Source organism: Streptomyces sp. NPDC091279 (assembly GCF_044757465.1).
Lineage (GTDB): Bacteria > Actinomycetota > Actinomycetes > Streptomycetales > Streptomycetaceae > Streptomyces.
The window spans coordinates 222,660-237,432 of record NZ_JBIVVA010000011.1 but is presented as its reverse complement, the minus strand read 5'-3'; the positions used below and the strand labels follow the sequence as shown (position 1 = coordinate 237,432).

Sequence of the window (14,773 nt, the reverse complement as noted above, 5' to 3'; positions counted from 1 at the left end):
CGGGAATGCCACGGCCTCCGGTGCGGCTGATCAGCGATTGACGCAGGTGTTGCCGGCGGCCGGGTTGAGCAGGCCGACGACGTTGACGGAGGTGCCGCAGAGGTTGACCGGAATGTGGACCGGCACCTGGATCACGTTGCCGGACAGGACGCCGGGGGAACCGACCGCGGCCCCCTCTGCTCCGGCGTCCGCCATGGCGACACCGGCACCGGCCATGACTCCGGTCACGGCGAGAGCGGTCGCGGCAAGGGCTGTACGCATACGCATGTGTTTCCCCAGTTCCTCGATGGACGGCAGGGCAGTTCCCCGCCCATGAGCCATTCACCCCCGAAACACTCCAGCGCGCAGCAGCAGTACGCCCATTCGGCTCACGGGCGCGGCCTGCGGGCTCACCGCCCCGGTGGCCTGCGGGGCCCTTCCGCCAGCAGGCGCACACCGGCCGTCAGGGCGTCGGTCACGGCCGTCGGCGGAAGGTCCGGGCCCTCCCAGCCGTTCGGGTGAACGGTGCGGGCGGCGAGCGGCAGCTCGACCTGGACGCCGGTCGCGCGGGTCAGGTTCACCGGGTTCCGGGGATGCAGGCCGCGCAGGGCACGGGGGATCGCGTCGAGGTCGGTGACGGGGGTGAACTCCGGTCGCAGCGCGTCCAGTTCGGCGGCGAGGGTGTGGGCCGCCGCGCGGTTGGCGCCGCCCAGGAACAGGGAGCGGGGCGCCGAGGGGCGCAGATGACCGTGCAGGGAGACCGTGAGCTCGACGTGGGTCAGGAACTCCCGCAGCAGCGCGCAGTGCGGGGCCGCCATCCGGGGCGACGGGACGTGCACCGCGGGCCCGTCAGGCTGGGTGAAGGTCAGACAGGTCGCGCCGGTCGACTCGGCCACCAGCCGGGCCAGTTCGGCCGTGCCGCCCTCGTTGCTGCCGTGCAGGGCGAGCAGTCCCACCGGGCCGCCGGGCGTCAACTCGGCTCGCATCGGGACGCCTTCGATCTCCAGGTGCTCGGACCTCAACGCCGTCTCCCCGCTCAACTCGTCGCCTGCGGAGGCAGGTTGTAGGGCGTGACGACCTGGATCGCGGAGGGCAGGGTGGGCCCGGCGGGCGGCAGGGCGCCGTGGGCGCGCATCACGACGTGGCAGGCCTCCCGCATGTCCTGGCGCAGGTCGTGGTGGAGGACGGCGGAGAGCCGGTCCTCGCGCAGCAGCCGGGTGTTGTCGTGGTCGAGGTCGTGGGCGACGAACACGTCACACGTGCGGCGCAGGTCGGCGAAGGCCCGCAGGGTCGCGATGTTGCCGCCGCCGATGGAGTAGACGGCCCTGATCTCCGGGTCGCGTTCCAGCGCCGCCCGGACCAGCTCGTACTGGGTGGCGTCCAGGCCCTGCCCCTCGGTGATCTCGACGAGGACGCGGTCCGGGTGGCGGGAGCGCATCACGCCCCGGAAGCCCATCTCGCGCTCCTCCTCGTTGCGGAAGAAGCCGCTGCTGATGCTGGTGAGGACGTTGCCGGGGCGATCGCCGAGCCACTGGCCCATCAGGTAGGCGGCGGTCGCGCCGGCGGCCCGGTTGTCTATGCCGACGTAGGCGAGGCGGGCGGTCGCGGGCAGGTCGGTCACCAGGGTCACGACCGGGATGCCCGCGTCGGCGAGCCGGCCGACGGCGGTGGCGATCTCGGGGACGTCCGGCGCCTTGAGGATGACGCCCTGCGAGCCGCGCCGGGCGATCCGGTCCAGGGTGCGGACGAGTCCCGCGACGGGTCCGGTCTCCCGGAAGTGGAAGCGGGACCGGACCACGGCCGGGTGCAGCGCGGGCAGCTCCGTCTCCAGGGCGGCCCGCACGGCGGTGGAGAATCGTTCCGGCGCCTGCATCACGATGTCGATCATGAAGGCCCGGCCCACCAGACGGACCTGGGAGCGCTGCCGGTCCAGATCGGCGATGGCCTGTCTGACCTCGCGTTCGGTGCTCTCGCGCACCCCTCCTCTGCCGTTCAGCACCCGGTCCACGGTCGCCTCGCTCAGGCCCGCCTGCCGGGCGATCTCCCGGATCGGGAACGGATGGCCCATGGGGCGGCTCCTTGAAGGTTTTTTGATGGCCGCCTGCTGGTTGTTCGACGGCTTTGTCATGACAAGAATGTCAGCGCGGCCCGGTCCTGTCACCGGCGGCCGCGTGGCCCACTCCCCCGAAGGGACGACGATGTCCTTCACCTCCGTACGCCGTGCTGCGCCGCTGTCCGAGCGGGACTGCGACCTCACCGCCCTGCGTGAGCTGGTCGAGCAGACCACCGACCGCGCCGCCTACCCGTACGCGTCGGAGGTCATCGACAACGTCCTCGTCTACGACAGCGCCCGGCTGCGCGCGGCCGGGGACGCCGCCGACGTACGGGCCGAGCTGGTCCACGCGCTCGCCGAGGGACCCGGCGTCGTGGTCCTCAAGGGCGCGTTCCCCGACCCGACGGTGGTCGACCGGCTGACGGATGTGTTCGACGCCCTGATCGCCGAGCAGCGGACCGCGGGCGGGCACACCGGGGACCACTTCGCGCGGCCCGGCGCGAACGACCGGGTGTGGAACGCGCTGGAGAAGGCGGCCCTGCACGACCCCGAGGCGTTCACCGACTACTACGCCAACGACATGCTGGCGCTGGTCGCGTCCGCCTGGCTGGGCCCCGGCTACCAGGTGACCTCCCAGGTCAACGTCGTCAACCCGGGCGGCGCCGCGCAGTCCGCGCACCGCGACTACCACCTCGGGTTCCTCTCGAACGAGGCGGCCGCCGCCTACCCCGTCCACGTGCATCTGCTCTCCCCCGTGCTCACGCTCCAGGGCGCGGTGGCGCACTGCGACATGCCGGTGGAGAGCGGGCCGACGAGGTACCTGCCGTACTCGCAGCGGTACGAGCCGGGCTATCTGGCCTGGCGACTGCCCGCGTTCCAGGCCTACTTCGAGGCCCGTCACGTCCAACTCCCGCTCGCCCAGGGGGACGCGGTCTTCTTCAACCCGGCGCTGTTCCACGCGGCCGGCACCAACAGGTCGGCGGACATCCGGCGTTCGGCCAACCTGCTCCAGGTGTCGTCGGCGTTCGGCCGGTCCATGGAGACGGTGGACCGCGAGGTGCTGGCGAACGCCGTCTACCCGGTGCTGCTCGCCCGGCGTGCCGCGGGCGCGGACCCGGCCTGGCTGGAGAACGTGATCGCCGCGAGCGCCGAGGGCTACCCCTTCCCCACCAACCTCGACACCGATCCGCCGGTCGACGGCCTCGCGCCGTTGTCGCAGGCGGACCTCGTGCGGCGGGCGCTGCGCGCGTCGTGGACACCTGAGACGCTGCGCAGTGAACTGCGGGCCGGCGCCGAGCGCCGTGAAAGCTGAAAGGGACCTGAACAGACATGGGACTTCTCGACGACAAGGTCGTCCTCGTCAACGGCGGCAGCCAGGGCGTGGGGGCCGCGATCGCGCGGGCCGCCGTCCGTGAGGGCGCGGTCGTGGCCATCTCCGGACGCCGTCCGGGACCGGGCGAGGAACTGGTCACGGAGCTGACCCGCGAGGGCGGCAAGGCGATGTTCGTGCGCGCCGACCTCTCGGACGCCGAGCAGGCGCGCACCGTGGTGGGCGATGTCATCGCCTCCTACGGCCGCGTCGACTGCCTCGTCAACTCGGCGGGCCTCACCACCCGGGGCACGCTGCTCGACACCACGCCGGAGCTGTTCGACCAGCACATCGCGATCAACCTGCGGGCACCGTTCTTCGCGATGCAGGCCGCCGTCGCGGACATGCTCGCCCGCAAGTCGCCCGGCACGGTCGTCAACATCATCTCGTCGGCGTCGCACGGCGGGATGTCCTTCCTCGCCCCGTACGTCACCGCCAAGGCCGGTCTGGCCGGCCTGACCCGCAACGCGGCGCACGCCCACCGCTGGGACCGGGTGCGGATCAACGGCCTGAACATCGGCTGGACGGCGACCGAGGGCGAGGCCGCGACGCAGAAGGCGTTCCACGGCGCCGGGGACGACTGGCTGGAGCACGCCGCCGCGTCGGTGCCGATGGGCAAGCTCGGCCAGCCCGACGAGATCGCCGACTTCGTGGTCTTCCTGCTCTCCGACCGCTCGGGCGTGGTCACCGGTTCGGTCATCGACTGGGACCAGATCGTCCTCGGCGGCATCGACTAAACCTTTCTCCTTCCCACCCGCACCGCTTCAAGGAGCAACACGCCATGCGCATCGGAATCCTCGGCCTCGGCCGAATCGGCGCCTTCCACGCCGAGACCCTCTCCGGCCTCGACGCCGTCGAGTCGCTCGTTCTCGCCGACCCGTTCGGGGACGCCGCCAAGAAGGCCGCCGAGCGGTTCGGGGGCGAGGTCGCGGACTCCCCGGAGGCCGTGCTCGCGGCCGGTGTGGACGGCGTCGTCGTCGCCGCCGCGACCGACGCCCACCCGGCGCTGATCCTCGCCGCCGTCGAGGCGGGCATCCCGGTCTTCTGCGAGAAGCCGGTCGCCAAGACGATGGCGGAGGGCGTCCAGGTCCTCAAGGCCGTCCAGGGCAGCGGCGTGCCGATCCAGATCGGCTACAACCGCCGTTTCGACGCCGGTTTCGTGGCCGCCCGGGCCGCCGTCCAGAGCGGTGAGCTGGGCACGCTGCACACGGTCCGCTCGACCACCCTCGACCCGGCGCCGCCGCCGGCCGCGTACATCGCCGCCTCCGGTGGCATCTTCCGTGACTGTTCGGTGCACGACTTCGACATCATCCGCTGGGTGACCGGGCGCGAGGTGCGTGAGGTCTACGCGGTCGGCGGCAACCGGGGCGCCGACTTCATCAAGGCGGCGGGCGACGCGGACACCACGGGCGCGATCCTCACGCTCGACGACGACACCATCGCCGTTGTCTCCAACTCCCGTCACAACGCCCGGGGTTACGACGTCCGGATGGAGATCCACGGCTTCGACGACTCGATCGCGGTGGGCCTGGAGGACAAGCTGCCGCTGCGTTCGGTGGAGCCGGGCGTGACGTTCCCCGCGGGCACCCCGCACGACTTCTTCATGGACCGGTTCACGGCCGCCTACCGCGCCGAACTCACCGCGTTCACCGAGGTCGTGGCGGGCAAGCGGCCCTCGCCGTGCACGGTCGAGGACGCGCTGGAGGCGGGCTGGATCGCCGACGCGTGCACGCTGTCCCTCCAGGAGCACCGCCCGGTGACCATCGCCGAGGTCCGCACGGCCTGAGTGCTGAGGTTCTGAGGTCTGAGGTTCTGAGCAGGATGTAGGGCGTCCGGCGGGGCTACGCGCCCCGCCAGACGTTGGCGAACGCCGCGTTCTCGATAGCCCGGCGCCTGCGGACGGCGTCCAGTTCGGTGAGCGCCTCGACGACGGCGCCGAAGACCGTGCGGGCCGCCTCGTCGGGCGGCGGGCAGTCGTCGGGGACGTCGTCGCGCAGGCCGAGGAAGGTCGCGAGGGTGGCGAGGACGGGCTCGTCGGCGGCCCAGCGGTGCGCCGCGCGCAGCCGGGCCGGGGAGTCGACGGGGAGGGGTCTGTCGCCGCGCAGCCGCAGCCAGGAGCCTCGTGGCCGGGCGACGAGGCCCTCCGTCTCGAACGCCGTGAGGTACGCGCCGGCTAGTCCTTGCCCCCGGCGCCACAGCCAGTCCTCGACGGTCTCGAACGGCTCGTCCCGCACCAGCGTGTCGACGGCGCCGTCGAGCAGCGGGTCGCCGGAGGGCGTCGGCCGCTGCCCCGGCACCAGTGACGTGCCGTCCAGGGTCGCCGCGCGCGCCTCGAACAGGTCGAGCAGTTCGGCTCCGGCGAGGACGAGGGAGAGTTCGCCCTGCGCCACGGGGCGGCCCAGCGCCCGGTCCATCACGCCGATCATCAGATCGCGTGCCGCACCCATCCGCGCTCCTCTCGCCCACCCGTCGTCCCGCCATGATCGCCCCCCACACTGTGGAAGCAACGCCCACCCCAAAACAACCACACCACGGCTTGCCGGGGAGGATGCGGCGAGGCAGGGGCTGGCCGCACATTTCCCCACGCCCAGACCGCATGCCGGGTGCCGCGCCATCGTGGCTGATCGCGCAGTTCCCCGCGCCCCTAGGTACGTTGCCGAGCTGTGGGCTGCATTGCTCGGGCCTCGACACCGACCCAACCACGCAGCCAACGACCGATCAAAGGGGCGCGGGACTGTGCCGACATGCGGCTCCGCCGCGCGAGCGCCTAGAAACCCACGGCCCAGCAACGCCGCCAAGGGGCGCGGGGAACTGTGCGACCGGCCCCCGCCGGCCCGCAGACGGCATACAACCCCGTAGGGCAACGCCCCCAAGGGGCGTGGGGCTGGGTTGATATGCGGCTCCGCCGCGTGGGCGCGACCAGACCCGGCTGGGCCGCGGATGATGTACGGCCCCGTACAAGCCCGCACCCCGCAGCCCCGTTGCGGGGTGCGGGGTGGGCGGCACTCGAACCCCGTAGGGTTACGCTCCGCAGGATTTCAGGAAGCGGCGGGTGCGTACCGCGATGGGGAGCGGAGCGGAAGGCTCGCACGGGTACATGTCCTGCTCGACGATCGCGAACAACTCCACACCCAGCTTCTGCGCAGCCTCCAGCACCGGCCCCAACTCCGGCACCCCACCCGGCGGTTCACACATCACCCCGCGCTGCACCGCCGGCCCGAAGGCCACCTCGTTCGCGACGACATCGGCGAGGATCTCCGGGTCGACCTGCTTGAGGTGGAGGTACCCGATCCGCTCACCGTAGGTCTCGATCAGCTTGACGCTGTCCCCGCCGCAGTAGGCGTAGTGCCCGGTGTCGAGGCAGAGGTTGACCAGCTCGGAGTCGGTCGAGTCGAGGAACCGTTCGACATGCTCCTCGGTGTCGAGGTGCGTGTCGGCATGCGGGTGCACGACGATGTCGAGACCGTACGCCTCCTTCACCTCGTGCCCGAGCCGCTCCATGCCCTTGGTGAGATGGGCCCACTGCGCGCCGGTCAGCTCCGGCGGCTCCAGGATCTCGGCGGTCTTGTCGTCACGCCAGAAGGACGGGATGACGACGAGGTGCCGCGCGCCCATGGCCTGGGTGAGCGCGGCGACCTCGCTGACGTGGGCCCAGGTGGACTCCCAGACGGACGGGCCGCGGTGCAGGCCGGTGAAGACCGTACCGGCGGACACCTTGAGGTCGCGCCGGGCGATCTCGTCGGTGAGCCGGACCGGGTCGGTCGGCAGATAGCCGTACGGGCCCAGTTCGATCCACGGGTAGCCGGCCTCGGCCACCTCGTCGAGGAACCGTTCCCAGGGCACCTGTCCCGGATCGTCGGGGAACCAGACGCCCCACGAGTCCGGGGCCGAGCCGACCCGGATGCGATCCAGCGGCCCGGCCATCTCAGGCTTTCCCTTCCGGCGCGGCCGAGGAGGCCGCGGCGGGCGAGGAGACGGCCTCGGCGTCCGGGAGTTCGTCGATGTCGACTCCCCGCACCTGGGACAACTCGTGCTTCAGCGCGGCAAGTTCGGCTCCACCGGCCATGTGGTTGGTGAGTTCCTCCAGGCTGATGCCGGCGCGCTCGGCGGAGAGTTCGACGGTGCCGAGGCGCAGGACGCTGAAGTGGTCGCCGACCATGTAGGCGTGGTGGGGGTTGTGGGTGATGAAGATGACGCCGAGGCCGCGGTCGCGGGCGGCGGCGATGTACTTCAGGACCACGCCGGACTGCTTGACGCCGAGGGCGGCGGTGGGCTCGTCCAGGATGAGGACCCGGGCGCCGAAGTAGACGGCGCGGGCGATGGCGACACACTGGCGCTGGCCGCCGGAGAGGGTGCCGATGGGCTGTTCGAGGTCGTCGAGGACGATGCCCATGTTGCGGAGTTCCTCGTCCGCGGTCTTCTTCATGCGGGCGATGTCGAGGCGGCGCAGCGGCCAGGGGCCGAGCGTCATCTCGGAGCCGAGGAAGAAGTTGCGCCACACCGGCATCAGCGGAACGGTCGCGAGGTCCTGGTAGACCGTCGCGATGCCCTGGGCGAGCGCGTCGCGGGGGCTGTGGAAGTGGACCGGGGTGTTGTCGACGAGGACATCGCCCTCGGTGTGCTGGTGCAGCCCGGAGATGATTTTGATCAGGGTCGACTTGCCGGCGCCGTTGTCGCCGAGGACGCAGGTCACCTTGGAGGGGAAGACCTTCAGGTCCACGCCGTGCAGGGCACGGACGTTGCCGTACGCCTTGCCGGTGTTGCGCAGTTCGACCAGGGGGCGGTCGCTCTCGGGGAGGGTGTCCGCGAGGGTGGCACCGTGGGTGCCGGTGTCCTGGGAAGAAGTCATGGGATGCGTCACCTCCGGGTCGCCGTGCGGCTGACCCACAAGTTGATGAGCACGGCGCCGAGCAGCATCACGCCGAGGAAGGCCTTGAACCAGTCCGGGTTCCAGCCGGCGAACACGATGCCCTGCTGGACCATGCCGAACATGAACGCGCCGAAGACCGGGCCGATGGCGGAGCCCTGGCCACCGGTGAGCAGACAGCCACCGATGACCGCCGCGGCGATGTAGATCAGCTCCTGGCCGACGCCCTCGCCTGACTGCACGGTGTTGTACGAGAACAGCTGGTGCATGCCGATGAACCAGGCACCGAAACCGACGCCCATGAACAGCGTGATCTTGGTGAAGGCCACCGGGACGCCGACGGCCCGCGCGGATTCCTTGTTGCCGCCGACGGCGAAAATCCAGTTGCCGTACTTGGTGCGCAGCAGGAGCCAGGTCGCGAGGGCGGCGAACACCAGCCAGTAGAAGACCGTGATCTTCACCTGGACGCCGCCGATGTCGAACGACGACGCGAAGATCGTGTGTGCCTGGTCGAAGCCCTGCATGTCGCTGATGTCGTCGGTGGCGACGTTGCCGGTGACCAGCTTGGTCACGGCGAGGTTGACGCCTTGCAGGATCAGGAAGGTGCCCAGGGTGACCAGGAAGCTGGGCAACCCGGTCTTGACCACCATCCAGCCGTTGAACGCGCCGATCGCGAGGGAGACGACCAGGGCGGCGATCACACCGACCCAGATGTTCATGGTCAGTTGGTAGCTGATCATGCTCGCGGTGAGCGCCGAACTGATCACGGCGACGCCGGACGACAGGTCGAACTCCCCGCCGATCATGAGGAGCGCGACCGGCAGCGCCATGATGCCGATGGTCGACGACTGGTAGAGCACCGTCGACATCGAGCTGCCGGTCCGCAGCGTCGGGGCGGCGATCAGGAAGAAGATGAACACGGCGAGCGCGCCGAGGAACACGCCGACCTCGGGGCGGGCCAACAGCCGCAGTGCCAGGGGGCGTTCGGCGGTGCGCCCGTCGGTGTCCTTGCTGGGGCCGGGGGGCGGCGGTGTGTTCACCGCCGGCTCAGCCTGCTGAGTCATGCTCATCACCGGGTGCCCTTCGCAGCGAACTTGGCGATGGTCTCGATGTTCGACTTGTCCACGAAGGCCGGACCGGTCAGCACAGGAGCCTCCCCGCCGCCGCTGTAGTTGCCGTTGTTCTTGTAGAGCCACAGACCGTCGACGGCCAAGTAGCCCTGGAGGAAGGGCTGCTGGTCGACGGCGAACTCGATGGTGCCCTTCTTGATCGCGCCCGTCAGCTGGCTGTTGAGGTCGAAGGTGGCGACCTTCGCCTTGCTGCCGGCGTCGGACACCGACTGCACCGCGGTCAGCGCGAAGGGGGCACCGAGCGTGATGACGTGGTCGACGGAGCTGTCCTGCTTGAGCTTGGCCGTGATCGTCGACTGGACGGACGGCATGTCGGTGCCGTTGACGTAGAGCGTCTCGGTGGTGCCCGAGAAGGTCTTCTTCACACCGTCGCAGCGCTGGGTCAGACCGACGTTGCCCTGCTCCTGGATGACACAGACGACGTTCTTGGCGCCGTCTTTGTTCAGCCGCTTGCCGAGCGCCTCGCCGGCCACGGTCTCGTCCTGGCCGAAGAACTCCAGCAGGCCGAGCTTCTTCCAGTCGCTGAGGCCGGAGTTGAGCCCGACCACGGGGATCTTCGCCGCCTCGGCCTTGCTGAGGACGTCCTTCATGGCGTCGGGCTTGGCGAGGGTGACGGCGATCCCGTCGACCTTCTGGTCGATGGCGTTCTGCACCAGGTTGGCCTGGTTGCCCGCGACGGGGTCGGAGGAGTAGACGAGCTTGATGTTGTCCTTGGCCGCGGCGGCCTCGGCGCCCTTGCGGACGATGTCCCAGAAGGTGTCGCCTGCCGCCTGGTGGGTGACCAGGGCGACGGTCATGCGGGGCGTGTTGGCCTTGCCTGCGGACACGCCGGTGCTGTTTTCCTCGGCCTTCTTGCCGCCGGTGCTGCTGGAGCAACCTGCGAGGGTCAGGGCCGCCGCCGCTGCCACGGCGATCGCCGGGACGATTCTGCGGGAGCGAAAGGGAGAAGAGCGTTCCATCTGTCCTGCACCTCACTGTGCTACGGGGGGAGACGGGGGAATCTCGGCGGGCCATGAGATTCCGGGCCGCGGATCTGCTGCTCAGGTCCGGGCCGTGGACCGCTGAACGCGGCTGTTGCGCTGGGACCGGATCAAATCCCCTGTACGCGTGCGCTGTCAATACTTTGTTAAGACATCGTTTCAGGAGCAGGTCCGAATGTCAGTACAAACCATTGACAGGTTCGCCCCTGGGGTCTACACCTGAGATTGCGGCGGCTCTTTGGGACCCCGCCCTCCGGCACAGCTCTAGGAGCGTCGCGCATGGCCGAGTCAGTCCAGCCCTCCGACCTGATCAGCACGGAACGCGTCGGAGGCGATCTTCACGCCTGGCAGTCTCGCGCACCCCGGACCCCGGTGGAGACCTTCGGCGGATTCCAAGGCGGTTCTGCGTCGAACCTGCCGTCGGGCGATGCCACTGTTCAGTTGTGCCCGCACCGCTACCGGCAGCCTAAGTCCCCGGGACCGGAGTCACACGCCGACAGGTACCGCCACCAACCGGACCGGCCGCAGCCCGCGCGACCCGCTCGTACGAGGGGCGCCGCCCAGCCAATAGTTGGCCGAAAACATTCGGCTGTCCTCGACGGCCGTTCCTCCGGGGCGCCGCCATGCTGATCCCGCGCCCCCGGCCCGGCGGGCCCCGACCGGAGCACGCCCGCCTCCGCGACACCCACCCCGACCAGCCGGTCGACACCCCTTGCCCCCTCTACACGGCACCGGAGAAGTCCTGATGAGCACCCCCACCCGCCGCCTGACCGTCGCCCAGGCCCTGGTGCGTTTCCTGTCCGTCCAGTACACCGAGCGCGACGGTGTCCGCCACCGTCTGATCGCCGGCACCTGGGGCATCTTCGGCCACGGCAACGTCGCCGGACTCGGCCAGGCGCTGCTGGAGGCCGGCGAGGACGCGATGCCGTTCCACCAGGGCCGCAACGAGCAGGCGATGGTGCACGCGGCCGTCGGCCACGCCCGCCAGCTCGACCGGCTCTCCGCGCAGGCCGTGACGACGTCCATCGGTCCCGGCGCCACCAACCTGGTGACCGGCGCCGCCCTCGCCACCATCAACCGGCTGCCGGTCCTGCTGCTGCCCGGCGACTACTTCGCCACCCGCGCCGCCGACCCGCTGCTCCAGCAGCTGGAGCACCCGGTCGAGGCGGACCTCTCGGTCAACGACACCCTGCGCCCCGTCTCCCGCTTCTTCGACCGCGTCCACCGCCCCGAGGCCCTGATCCCGGCGGCGCTGGGCGCGATGCGCGTGCTCGCCGACCCGGTGGAGACCGGCGCGGTGACGCTGGCGCTGCCGCAGGACGTGCAGGCCGAGGCGTACGACTGGCCCGAGGAGTTCTTCGCCGAGCGCGTGTGGCACGTACGGCGTCCGGCGCCCGACCCGGTCGAGCTGGCCGAGGCGGTGCGGGCGATCCGGGCCGCCGCGCGTCCGTTGATCGTGGCGGGCGGCGGCGTCCACCACAGCGGGGCCGAGGACGCGCTCAGGGCGCTGGCCGAGGCCACCGGCATCCCGGTCGCCTCGACGCAGGCCGGCAAGGGCTCGCTGCGCCACGACCACCCCGCCGACCTGGGCGGCATCGGCCACACCGGCACCGCGGTCTGCGACGACGTCGCCCGCGCGGCGGACCTGGTGATCGGTGTCGGCACCCGGTACACGGACTTCACGACCGCCTCGAACACCCTCTTCCAGAACCCGGACGTCCGGTTCGTCAACCTCAACATCGCCGCCTTCGACGCCCACAAACTGGCGGCCCGGAGCCTGGTCGCGGACGCCCGCGCGGGCCTGGAGGCGCTCACCGAGGGCCTCGCCGGACACCGCGTCGACGCCTCCTACGAGGCGGAGTACCGGGCGGGCAAGGAGCACTGGGCGCGGATCGTCGAGGCCGCCTACCGGGCCGACGACGCCGCCGTGCCGACCCAGACGCAGGTCCTCGGCGCGCTGGACGCGGTGGTGGGCGACGACGACGTGGTGATCAACGCGGCCGGTTCGCTCCCGGGCGACCTGCACAAGCTGTGGCGGGCCCGCTCCCGTCGCCAGTACCACCTGGAGTACGGCTTCTCCTGCATGGGCTACGAGATCCCCGCGGCGATCGGCGTCCAGCAGGCGACGCCGGACACCCCGGTGTGGGCGCTGGTCGGCGACGGCACGTATCTGATGATGCCGACCGAGATCGTCACGGCCGTCCAGGAGGGCCTGCCGATCAACCTGCTGCTCATCCAGAACCACGGGTACGCCTCCATCGGCGGTCTCTCCGAGTCGGTCGGCGGCGAGCGGTTCGGCACCGCCTACCGCTACCGGGCCGCCGACGGCACCTTCAGCGGCGCCCCGCTCCCCGTCGACCTGGCGGCCAACGCGGCCAGCCTCGGCATGGACGTGCTGCGCGCCAAGACGGTGGGTGAGCTGCGCGAGGCGCTCGCTACGGCCCGCGCCTCCGACCGGCCGACCTGTGTCTACGTCGAGACGGACACCGCCACCCCGACCTCCCCGGGGGCGGAGGCCTGGTGGGACGTGCCGGTCGCCGAGATCGCCTCCCGGGAGGCGGCCGTGCGCGCGCGCGAGGAGTACGAGCAGCAGGTGACGGCGCAGCGCCGTCACCTGTGACGCGCGCACTTCCCCCCATCGGTTCCTGACCCTTCAGCAGAGGGAGGCTCCCCCATGGCGAAGACCGGCGGCCCCACCCGGGCCGGGTCCGCCCCCGTGCTCCACTCCGTGGACTTCGCCCTGGACCGGAGCAGTCCGGTGCCGCTCTACTACCAGCTCGCCCAGCAACTGGAGTCGGCGATCGAACACGGCGTCCTCGCCCCGGGCAACCTCCTGGGCAACGAGATCGACCTGTCGACGCGCCTCGGTCTGTCCCGGCCCACCGTCCGCCAGGCCATCCAGTCCCTGGTGGACAAGGGCCTGCTGGTGCGCCGTCGGGGCGTCGGCACCCAGGTCGTGCACAGCCAGGTCAAGCGCCCGCTGGAACTGAGCAGCCTCTACGACGACCTGGAGTCGGCCGGCCAGGGCCCGAGCACCTGTGTGCTGCGCAACGAACGCGCCCCGGCCTCCGCCGATGTCGCCGCCGCCCTCGGGATCGCCGAGGGCGGCGAGGTCGTCGTCCTGGAACGGCTGCGCAGCACCCATGGCCAGCCGATGGCGTACCTCTGCAACTACCTGCCGGCGGCGCTGCTCGACCTGGACACCGCGCGTCTGGAGGCGACCGGTCTCTACCGCATGCTGCGCACGGCCGGCATCACCCTGCACAGCGCACGGCAGACGGTGGGCGCCCGCTCCGCCGCCCCCGAGGAGGCCACCCGCCTCGACGAGGAACCGGGCGCGGCCGTGCTCACCATGCAGCGCACCGCCTACGACGACACGGGCCGGGCGGTCGAATACGGCGCCCACATCTATCGGGCGTCCCGCTACTCGTTCGACTTCCAGCTCCTGGTGCGCCCCTGAGAAAGGGAGAGAAAAAGGCGCGCGCGCACCGCCCGCGCGCCTTTTCCTGAGAATCCAGGAACGTTTCTCCTGTCATCCCTTTCCTCGCCACGAAGCCGCCACAAGGCCCTCGCATCCCGCCTCTGACCTGCGAAATCATCACTCACCCCGGCACTCACCCCCGCCCCGGAAAGCCAAAAGGGCCGCGCAACCTCTTTTCGGCACCACCCGGAGTATGATTATCCGTTTTCCTTTAGGAGTCTTTTCCTTAACCCCGGATATCCCTACCTTCTTATTCACGGACGCATCACGTCGATGCGGTCCGGCCTTTCGGGAGGGAATTCCATGCTTGCTCTGCGCGCCTGTGTCATCGCCGCCTCCTCCGTCCTGCTCGCCAGTGCCGCCGTCACGGCGTCGGCGCTGTCCGCCAGCCGCTTCGACGACGGCAGCTTCGAGAACCCGAAGGCGCCGGCCAACAGCTTCACCGAACTGTCCGCCGGTCAGCTCATCGGCCCGTGGCAGGTGACCTCGGGGACGGTCGACCTGATCGGCGCCGGCTTCTGGCAGGCGGCGGAGGGCGACCAGTCCGTCGACCTCAACGGCGCCGGCCCCGGCGCGGTGTCCCAGACGTTCACCACCGTCCCCGGCGCGACCTACACCGTCAGCTACGCCCTGTCCGGCAACCCGGCGGGTCCGACGTCGGTCATCAAGACCGGCACGGCCTCGGTCGACGGGCAGAACTTCCAGGACTTCTCGTTCAACAACACCGGCACGTCGTTCACCAACATGAAGTATGTGAAGCGGCAGTTCACCTTCGAGGCCACCAACTCGACGACCACGCTGGCCTTCACCAGCACCACGGCCACCGGCCCCTACGGCCCGGTCCTCGACGACGTCCGCGTCGAGCGCTGCGCGCCCTGCCCGACCTGCGCCAAGGGCTGACGGGCACCCCACAC

General features: G+C 70.7%; 14 protein-coding genes. 6 read left to right on the top strand and 8 right to left on the bottom strand.

Annotated features, from left to right (window positions below; all coding sequences use genetic code 11):
- Positions 1-30 precede the first annotated feature (30 nt).
- The 3 genes from ACIQOU_RS27425 to ACIQOU_RS27415 all read right to left on the bottom strand — a co-directional run bounded on the left by ACIQOU_RS27425 (position 31) and on the right by ACIQOU_RS27415 (position 2,047).
- The gene (locus tag ACIQOU_RS27425; RefSeq protein WP_401540220.1) at positions 31-267 is read right to left on the bottom strand and encodes a chaplin; all 237 of its coding nucleotides are present in this window, start codon (positions 265-267) and stop codon (positions 31-33) included.
- A 122-nt stretch (positions 268-389) separates the two neighbouring features.
- Positions 390-1,001 (bottom strand): poly-gamma-glutamate hydrolase family protein, encoded by a 612-nt coding sequence (locus ACIQOU_RS27420; protein WP_401540217.1) that lies wholly within the window; start codon positions 999-1,001, stop codon positions 390-392.
- A gap of 14 nt (positions 1,002-1,015) precedes the next feature.
- Complete coding sequence (locus ACIQOU_RS27415; protein ID WP_401540214.1) at positions 1,016-2,047, bottom strand: LacI family DNA-binding transcriptional regulator; 1,032 nt, start codon at positions 2,045-2,047, stop codon at positions 1,016-1,018.
- 130 nt (positions 2,048-2,177) lie between these two features.
- Here ACIQOU_RS27415 and ACIQOU_RS27410 point away from each other — a divergent pair, with 130 nt between their 5' ends.
- Genes ACIQOU_RS27410 through ACIQOU_RS27400 form a run of 3 tightly spaced genes read left to right on the top strand, consistent with a single transcriptional unit; the run spans position 2,178 to position 5,187 of the window.
- Positions 2,178-3,344 (top strand): phytanoyl-CoA dioxygenase family protein, encoded by a 1,167-nt coding sequence (locus ACIQOU_RS27410; protein WP_401540211.1) that lies wholly within the window; start codon positions 2,178-2,180, stop codon positions 3,342-3,344.
- Positions 3,345-3,361: 17 nt separating this feature from the next.
- Positions 3,362-4,138: an SDR family oxidoreductase gene (locus ACIQOU_RS27405; protein ID WP_401540208.1), complete on the top strand. Its 777-nt coding sequence runs from the start codon at positions 3,362-3,364 to the stop codon at positions 4,136-4,138.
- A gap of 44 nt (positions 4,139-4,182) precedes the next feature.
- A complete protein-coding gene (locus ACIQOU_RS27400) occupies positions 4,183-5,187 on the top strand; it encodes a Gfo/Idh/MocA family oxidoreductase (RefSeq protein ID WP_401540206.1) in 1,005 nt (334 codons plus the stop codon).
- Positions 5,188-5,242: 55 nt separating this feature from the next.
- Here ACIQOU_RS27400 and ACIQOU_RS27395 read toward each other — a convergent pair whose 3' ends face one another.
- From ACIQOU_RS27395 to ACIQOU_RS27375, 5 genes are all read right to left on the bottom strand, one after another.
- Complete coding sequence (locus ACIQOU_RS27395; protein ID WP_401540203.1) at positions 5,243-5,848, bottom strand: GPP34 family phosphoprotein; 606 nt, start codon at positions 5,846-5,848, stop codon at positions 5,243-5,245.
- Positions 5,849-6,422: 574 nt separating this feature from the next.
- Complete coding sequence (locus ACIQOU_RS27390) at positions 6,423-7,325, bottom strand: sugar phosphate isomerase/epimerase family protein (protein ID WP_401540201.1); 903 nt, start codon at positions 7,323-7,325, stop codon at positions 6,423-6,425.
- 1 nt (position 7,326) lies between these two features.
- Entirely contained in the window at positions 7,327-8,250 is a 924-nt protein-coding gene (locus ACIQOU_RS27385; protein WP_401540199.1) for an ATP-binding cassette domain-containing protein, read from the bottom strand.
- Positions 8,251-8,258: 8 nt separating this feature from the next.
- Positions 8,259-9,338 carry an ABC transporter permease gene (locus ACIQOU_RS27380; RefSeq protein ID WP_401540196.1) on the bottom strand — a complete coding sequence of 360 codons (1,080 nt, stop codon included), beginning with the start codon at positions 9,336-9,338 and terminating at the stop codon, positions 8,259-8,261.
- Positions 9,338-10,357, bottom strand: coding sequence for a sugar ABC transporter substrate-binding protein (locus ACIQOU_RS27375; RefSeq protein WP_401540193.1), 1,020 nt, complete (start codon positions 10,355-10,357; stop codon positions 9,338-9,340). Before ACIQOU_RS27375 ends, ACIQOU_RS27380 begins: the two co-directional genes overlap by 1 nt.
- 766 nt (positions 10,358-11,123) lie before the next feature.
- On the opposite strand from ACIQOU_RS27375, the gene iolD reads away from it, so the two are divergent.
- The 3 genes from iolD to ACIQOU_RS27360 all read left to right on the top strand — a co-directional run bounded on the left by iolD (position 11,124) and on the right by ACIQOU_RS27360 (position 14,759).
- Positions 11,124-12,998 carry a 3D-(3,5/4)-trihydroxycyclohexane-1,2-dione acylhydrolase (decyclizing) gene (iolD, locus tag ACIQOU_RS27370; protein WP_401540190.1) on the top strand — a complete coding sequence of 625 codons (1,875 nt, stop codon included), beginning with the start codon at positions 11,124-11,126 and terminating at the stop codon, positions 12,996-12,998.
- 54 nt (positions 12,999-13,052) lie between these two features.
- Positions 13,053-13,838: a GntR family transcriptional regulator gene (locus ACIQOU_RS27365; protein ID WP_401540187.1), complete on the top strand. Its 786-nt coding sequence runs from the start codon at positions 13,053-13,055 to the stop codon at positions 13,836-13,838.
- A gap of 324 nt (positions 13,839-14,162) precedes the next feature.
- A complete protein-coding gene (locus ACIQOU_RS27360; RefSeq protein WP_401540184.1) occupies positions 14,163-14,759 on the top strand; it encodes a choice-of-anchor C family protein in 597 nt (198 codons plus the stop codon).
- Positions 14,760-14,773: the final 14 nt, after the last annotated feature.

Bases quoted from the DNA above. Each gene is read 5' to 3' on its own strand.
- ACIQOU_RS27425 (WP_401540220.1), bottom strand. From the start codon at position 267: ATGCGTATGCGTACAGCCCTTGCCGCGACCGCTCTCGCCGTGACCGGA.
- ACIQOU_RS27415 (WP_401540214.1), bottom strand. From the start codon at position 2,047: ATGGGCCATCCGTTCCCGATCCGGGAGATCGCCCGGCAGGCGGGCCTG.
- ACIQOU_RS27410 (WP_401540211.1), top strand. From the start codon at position 2,178: ATGTCCTTCACCTCCGTACGCCGTGCTGCGCCGCTGTCCGAGCGGGAC.
- ACIQOU_RS27405 (WP_401540208.1), top strand. From the start codon at position 3,362: ATGGGACTTCTCGACGACAAGGTCGTCCTCGTCAACGGCGGCAGCCAG.
- ACIQOU_RS27400 (WP_401540206.1), top strand. From the start codon at position 4,183: ATGCGCATCGGAATCCTCGGCCTCGGCCGAATCGGCGCCTTCCACGCC.
- ACIQOU_RS27395 (WP_401540203.1), bottom strand. From the start codon at position 5,848: ATGGGTGCGGCACGCGATCTGATGATCGGCGTGATGGACCGGGCGCTG.
- ACIQOU_RS27390 (WP_401540201.1), bottom strand. From the start codon at position 7,325: ATGGCCGGGCCGCTGGATCGCATCCGGGTCGGCTCGGCCCCGGACTCG.
- ACIQOU_RS27385 (WP_401540199.1), bottom strand. From the start codon at position 8,250: ATGACTTCTTCCCAGGACACCGGCACCCACGGTGCCACCCTCGCGGAC.
- ACIQOU_RS27380 (WP_401540196.1), bottom strand. From the start codon at position 9,338: ATGAGCATGACTCAGCAGGCTGAGCCGGCGGTGAACACACCGCCGCCC.
- ACIQOU_RS27375 (WP_401540193.1), bottom strand. From the start codon at position 10,357: ATGGAACGCTCTTCTCCCTTTCGCTCCCGCAGAATCGTCCCGGCGATC.
- iolD (WP_401540190.1), top strand. From the start codon at position 11,124: ATGAGCACCCCCACCCGCCGCCTGACCGTCGCCCAGGCCCTGGTGCGT.
- ACIQOU_RS27365 (WP_401540187.1), top strand. From the start codon at position 13,053: ATGGCGAAGACCGGCGGCCCCACCCGGGCCGGGTCCGCCCCCGTGCTC.
- ACIQOU_RS27360 (WP_401540184.1), top strand. From the start codon at position 14,163: ATGCTTGCTCTGCGCGCCTGTGTCATCGCCGCCTCCTCCGTCCTGCTC.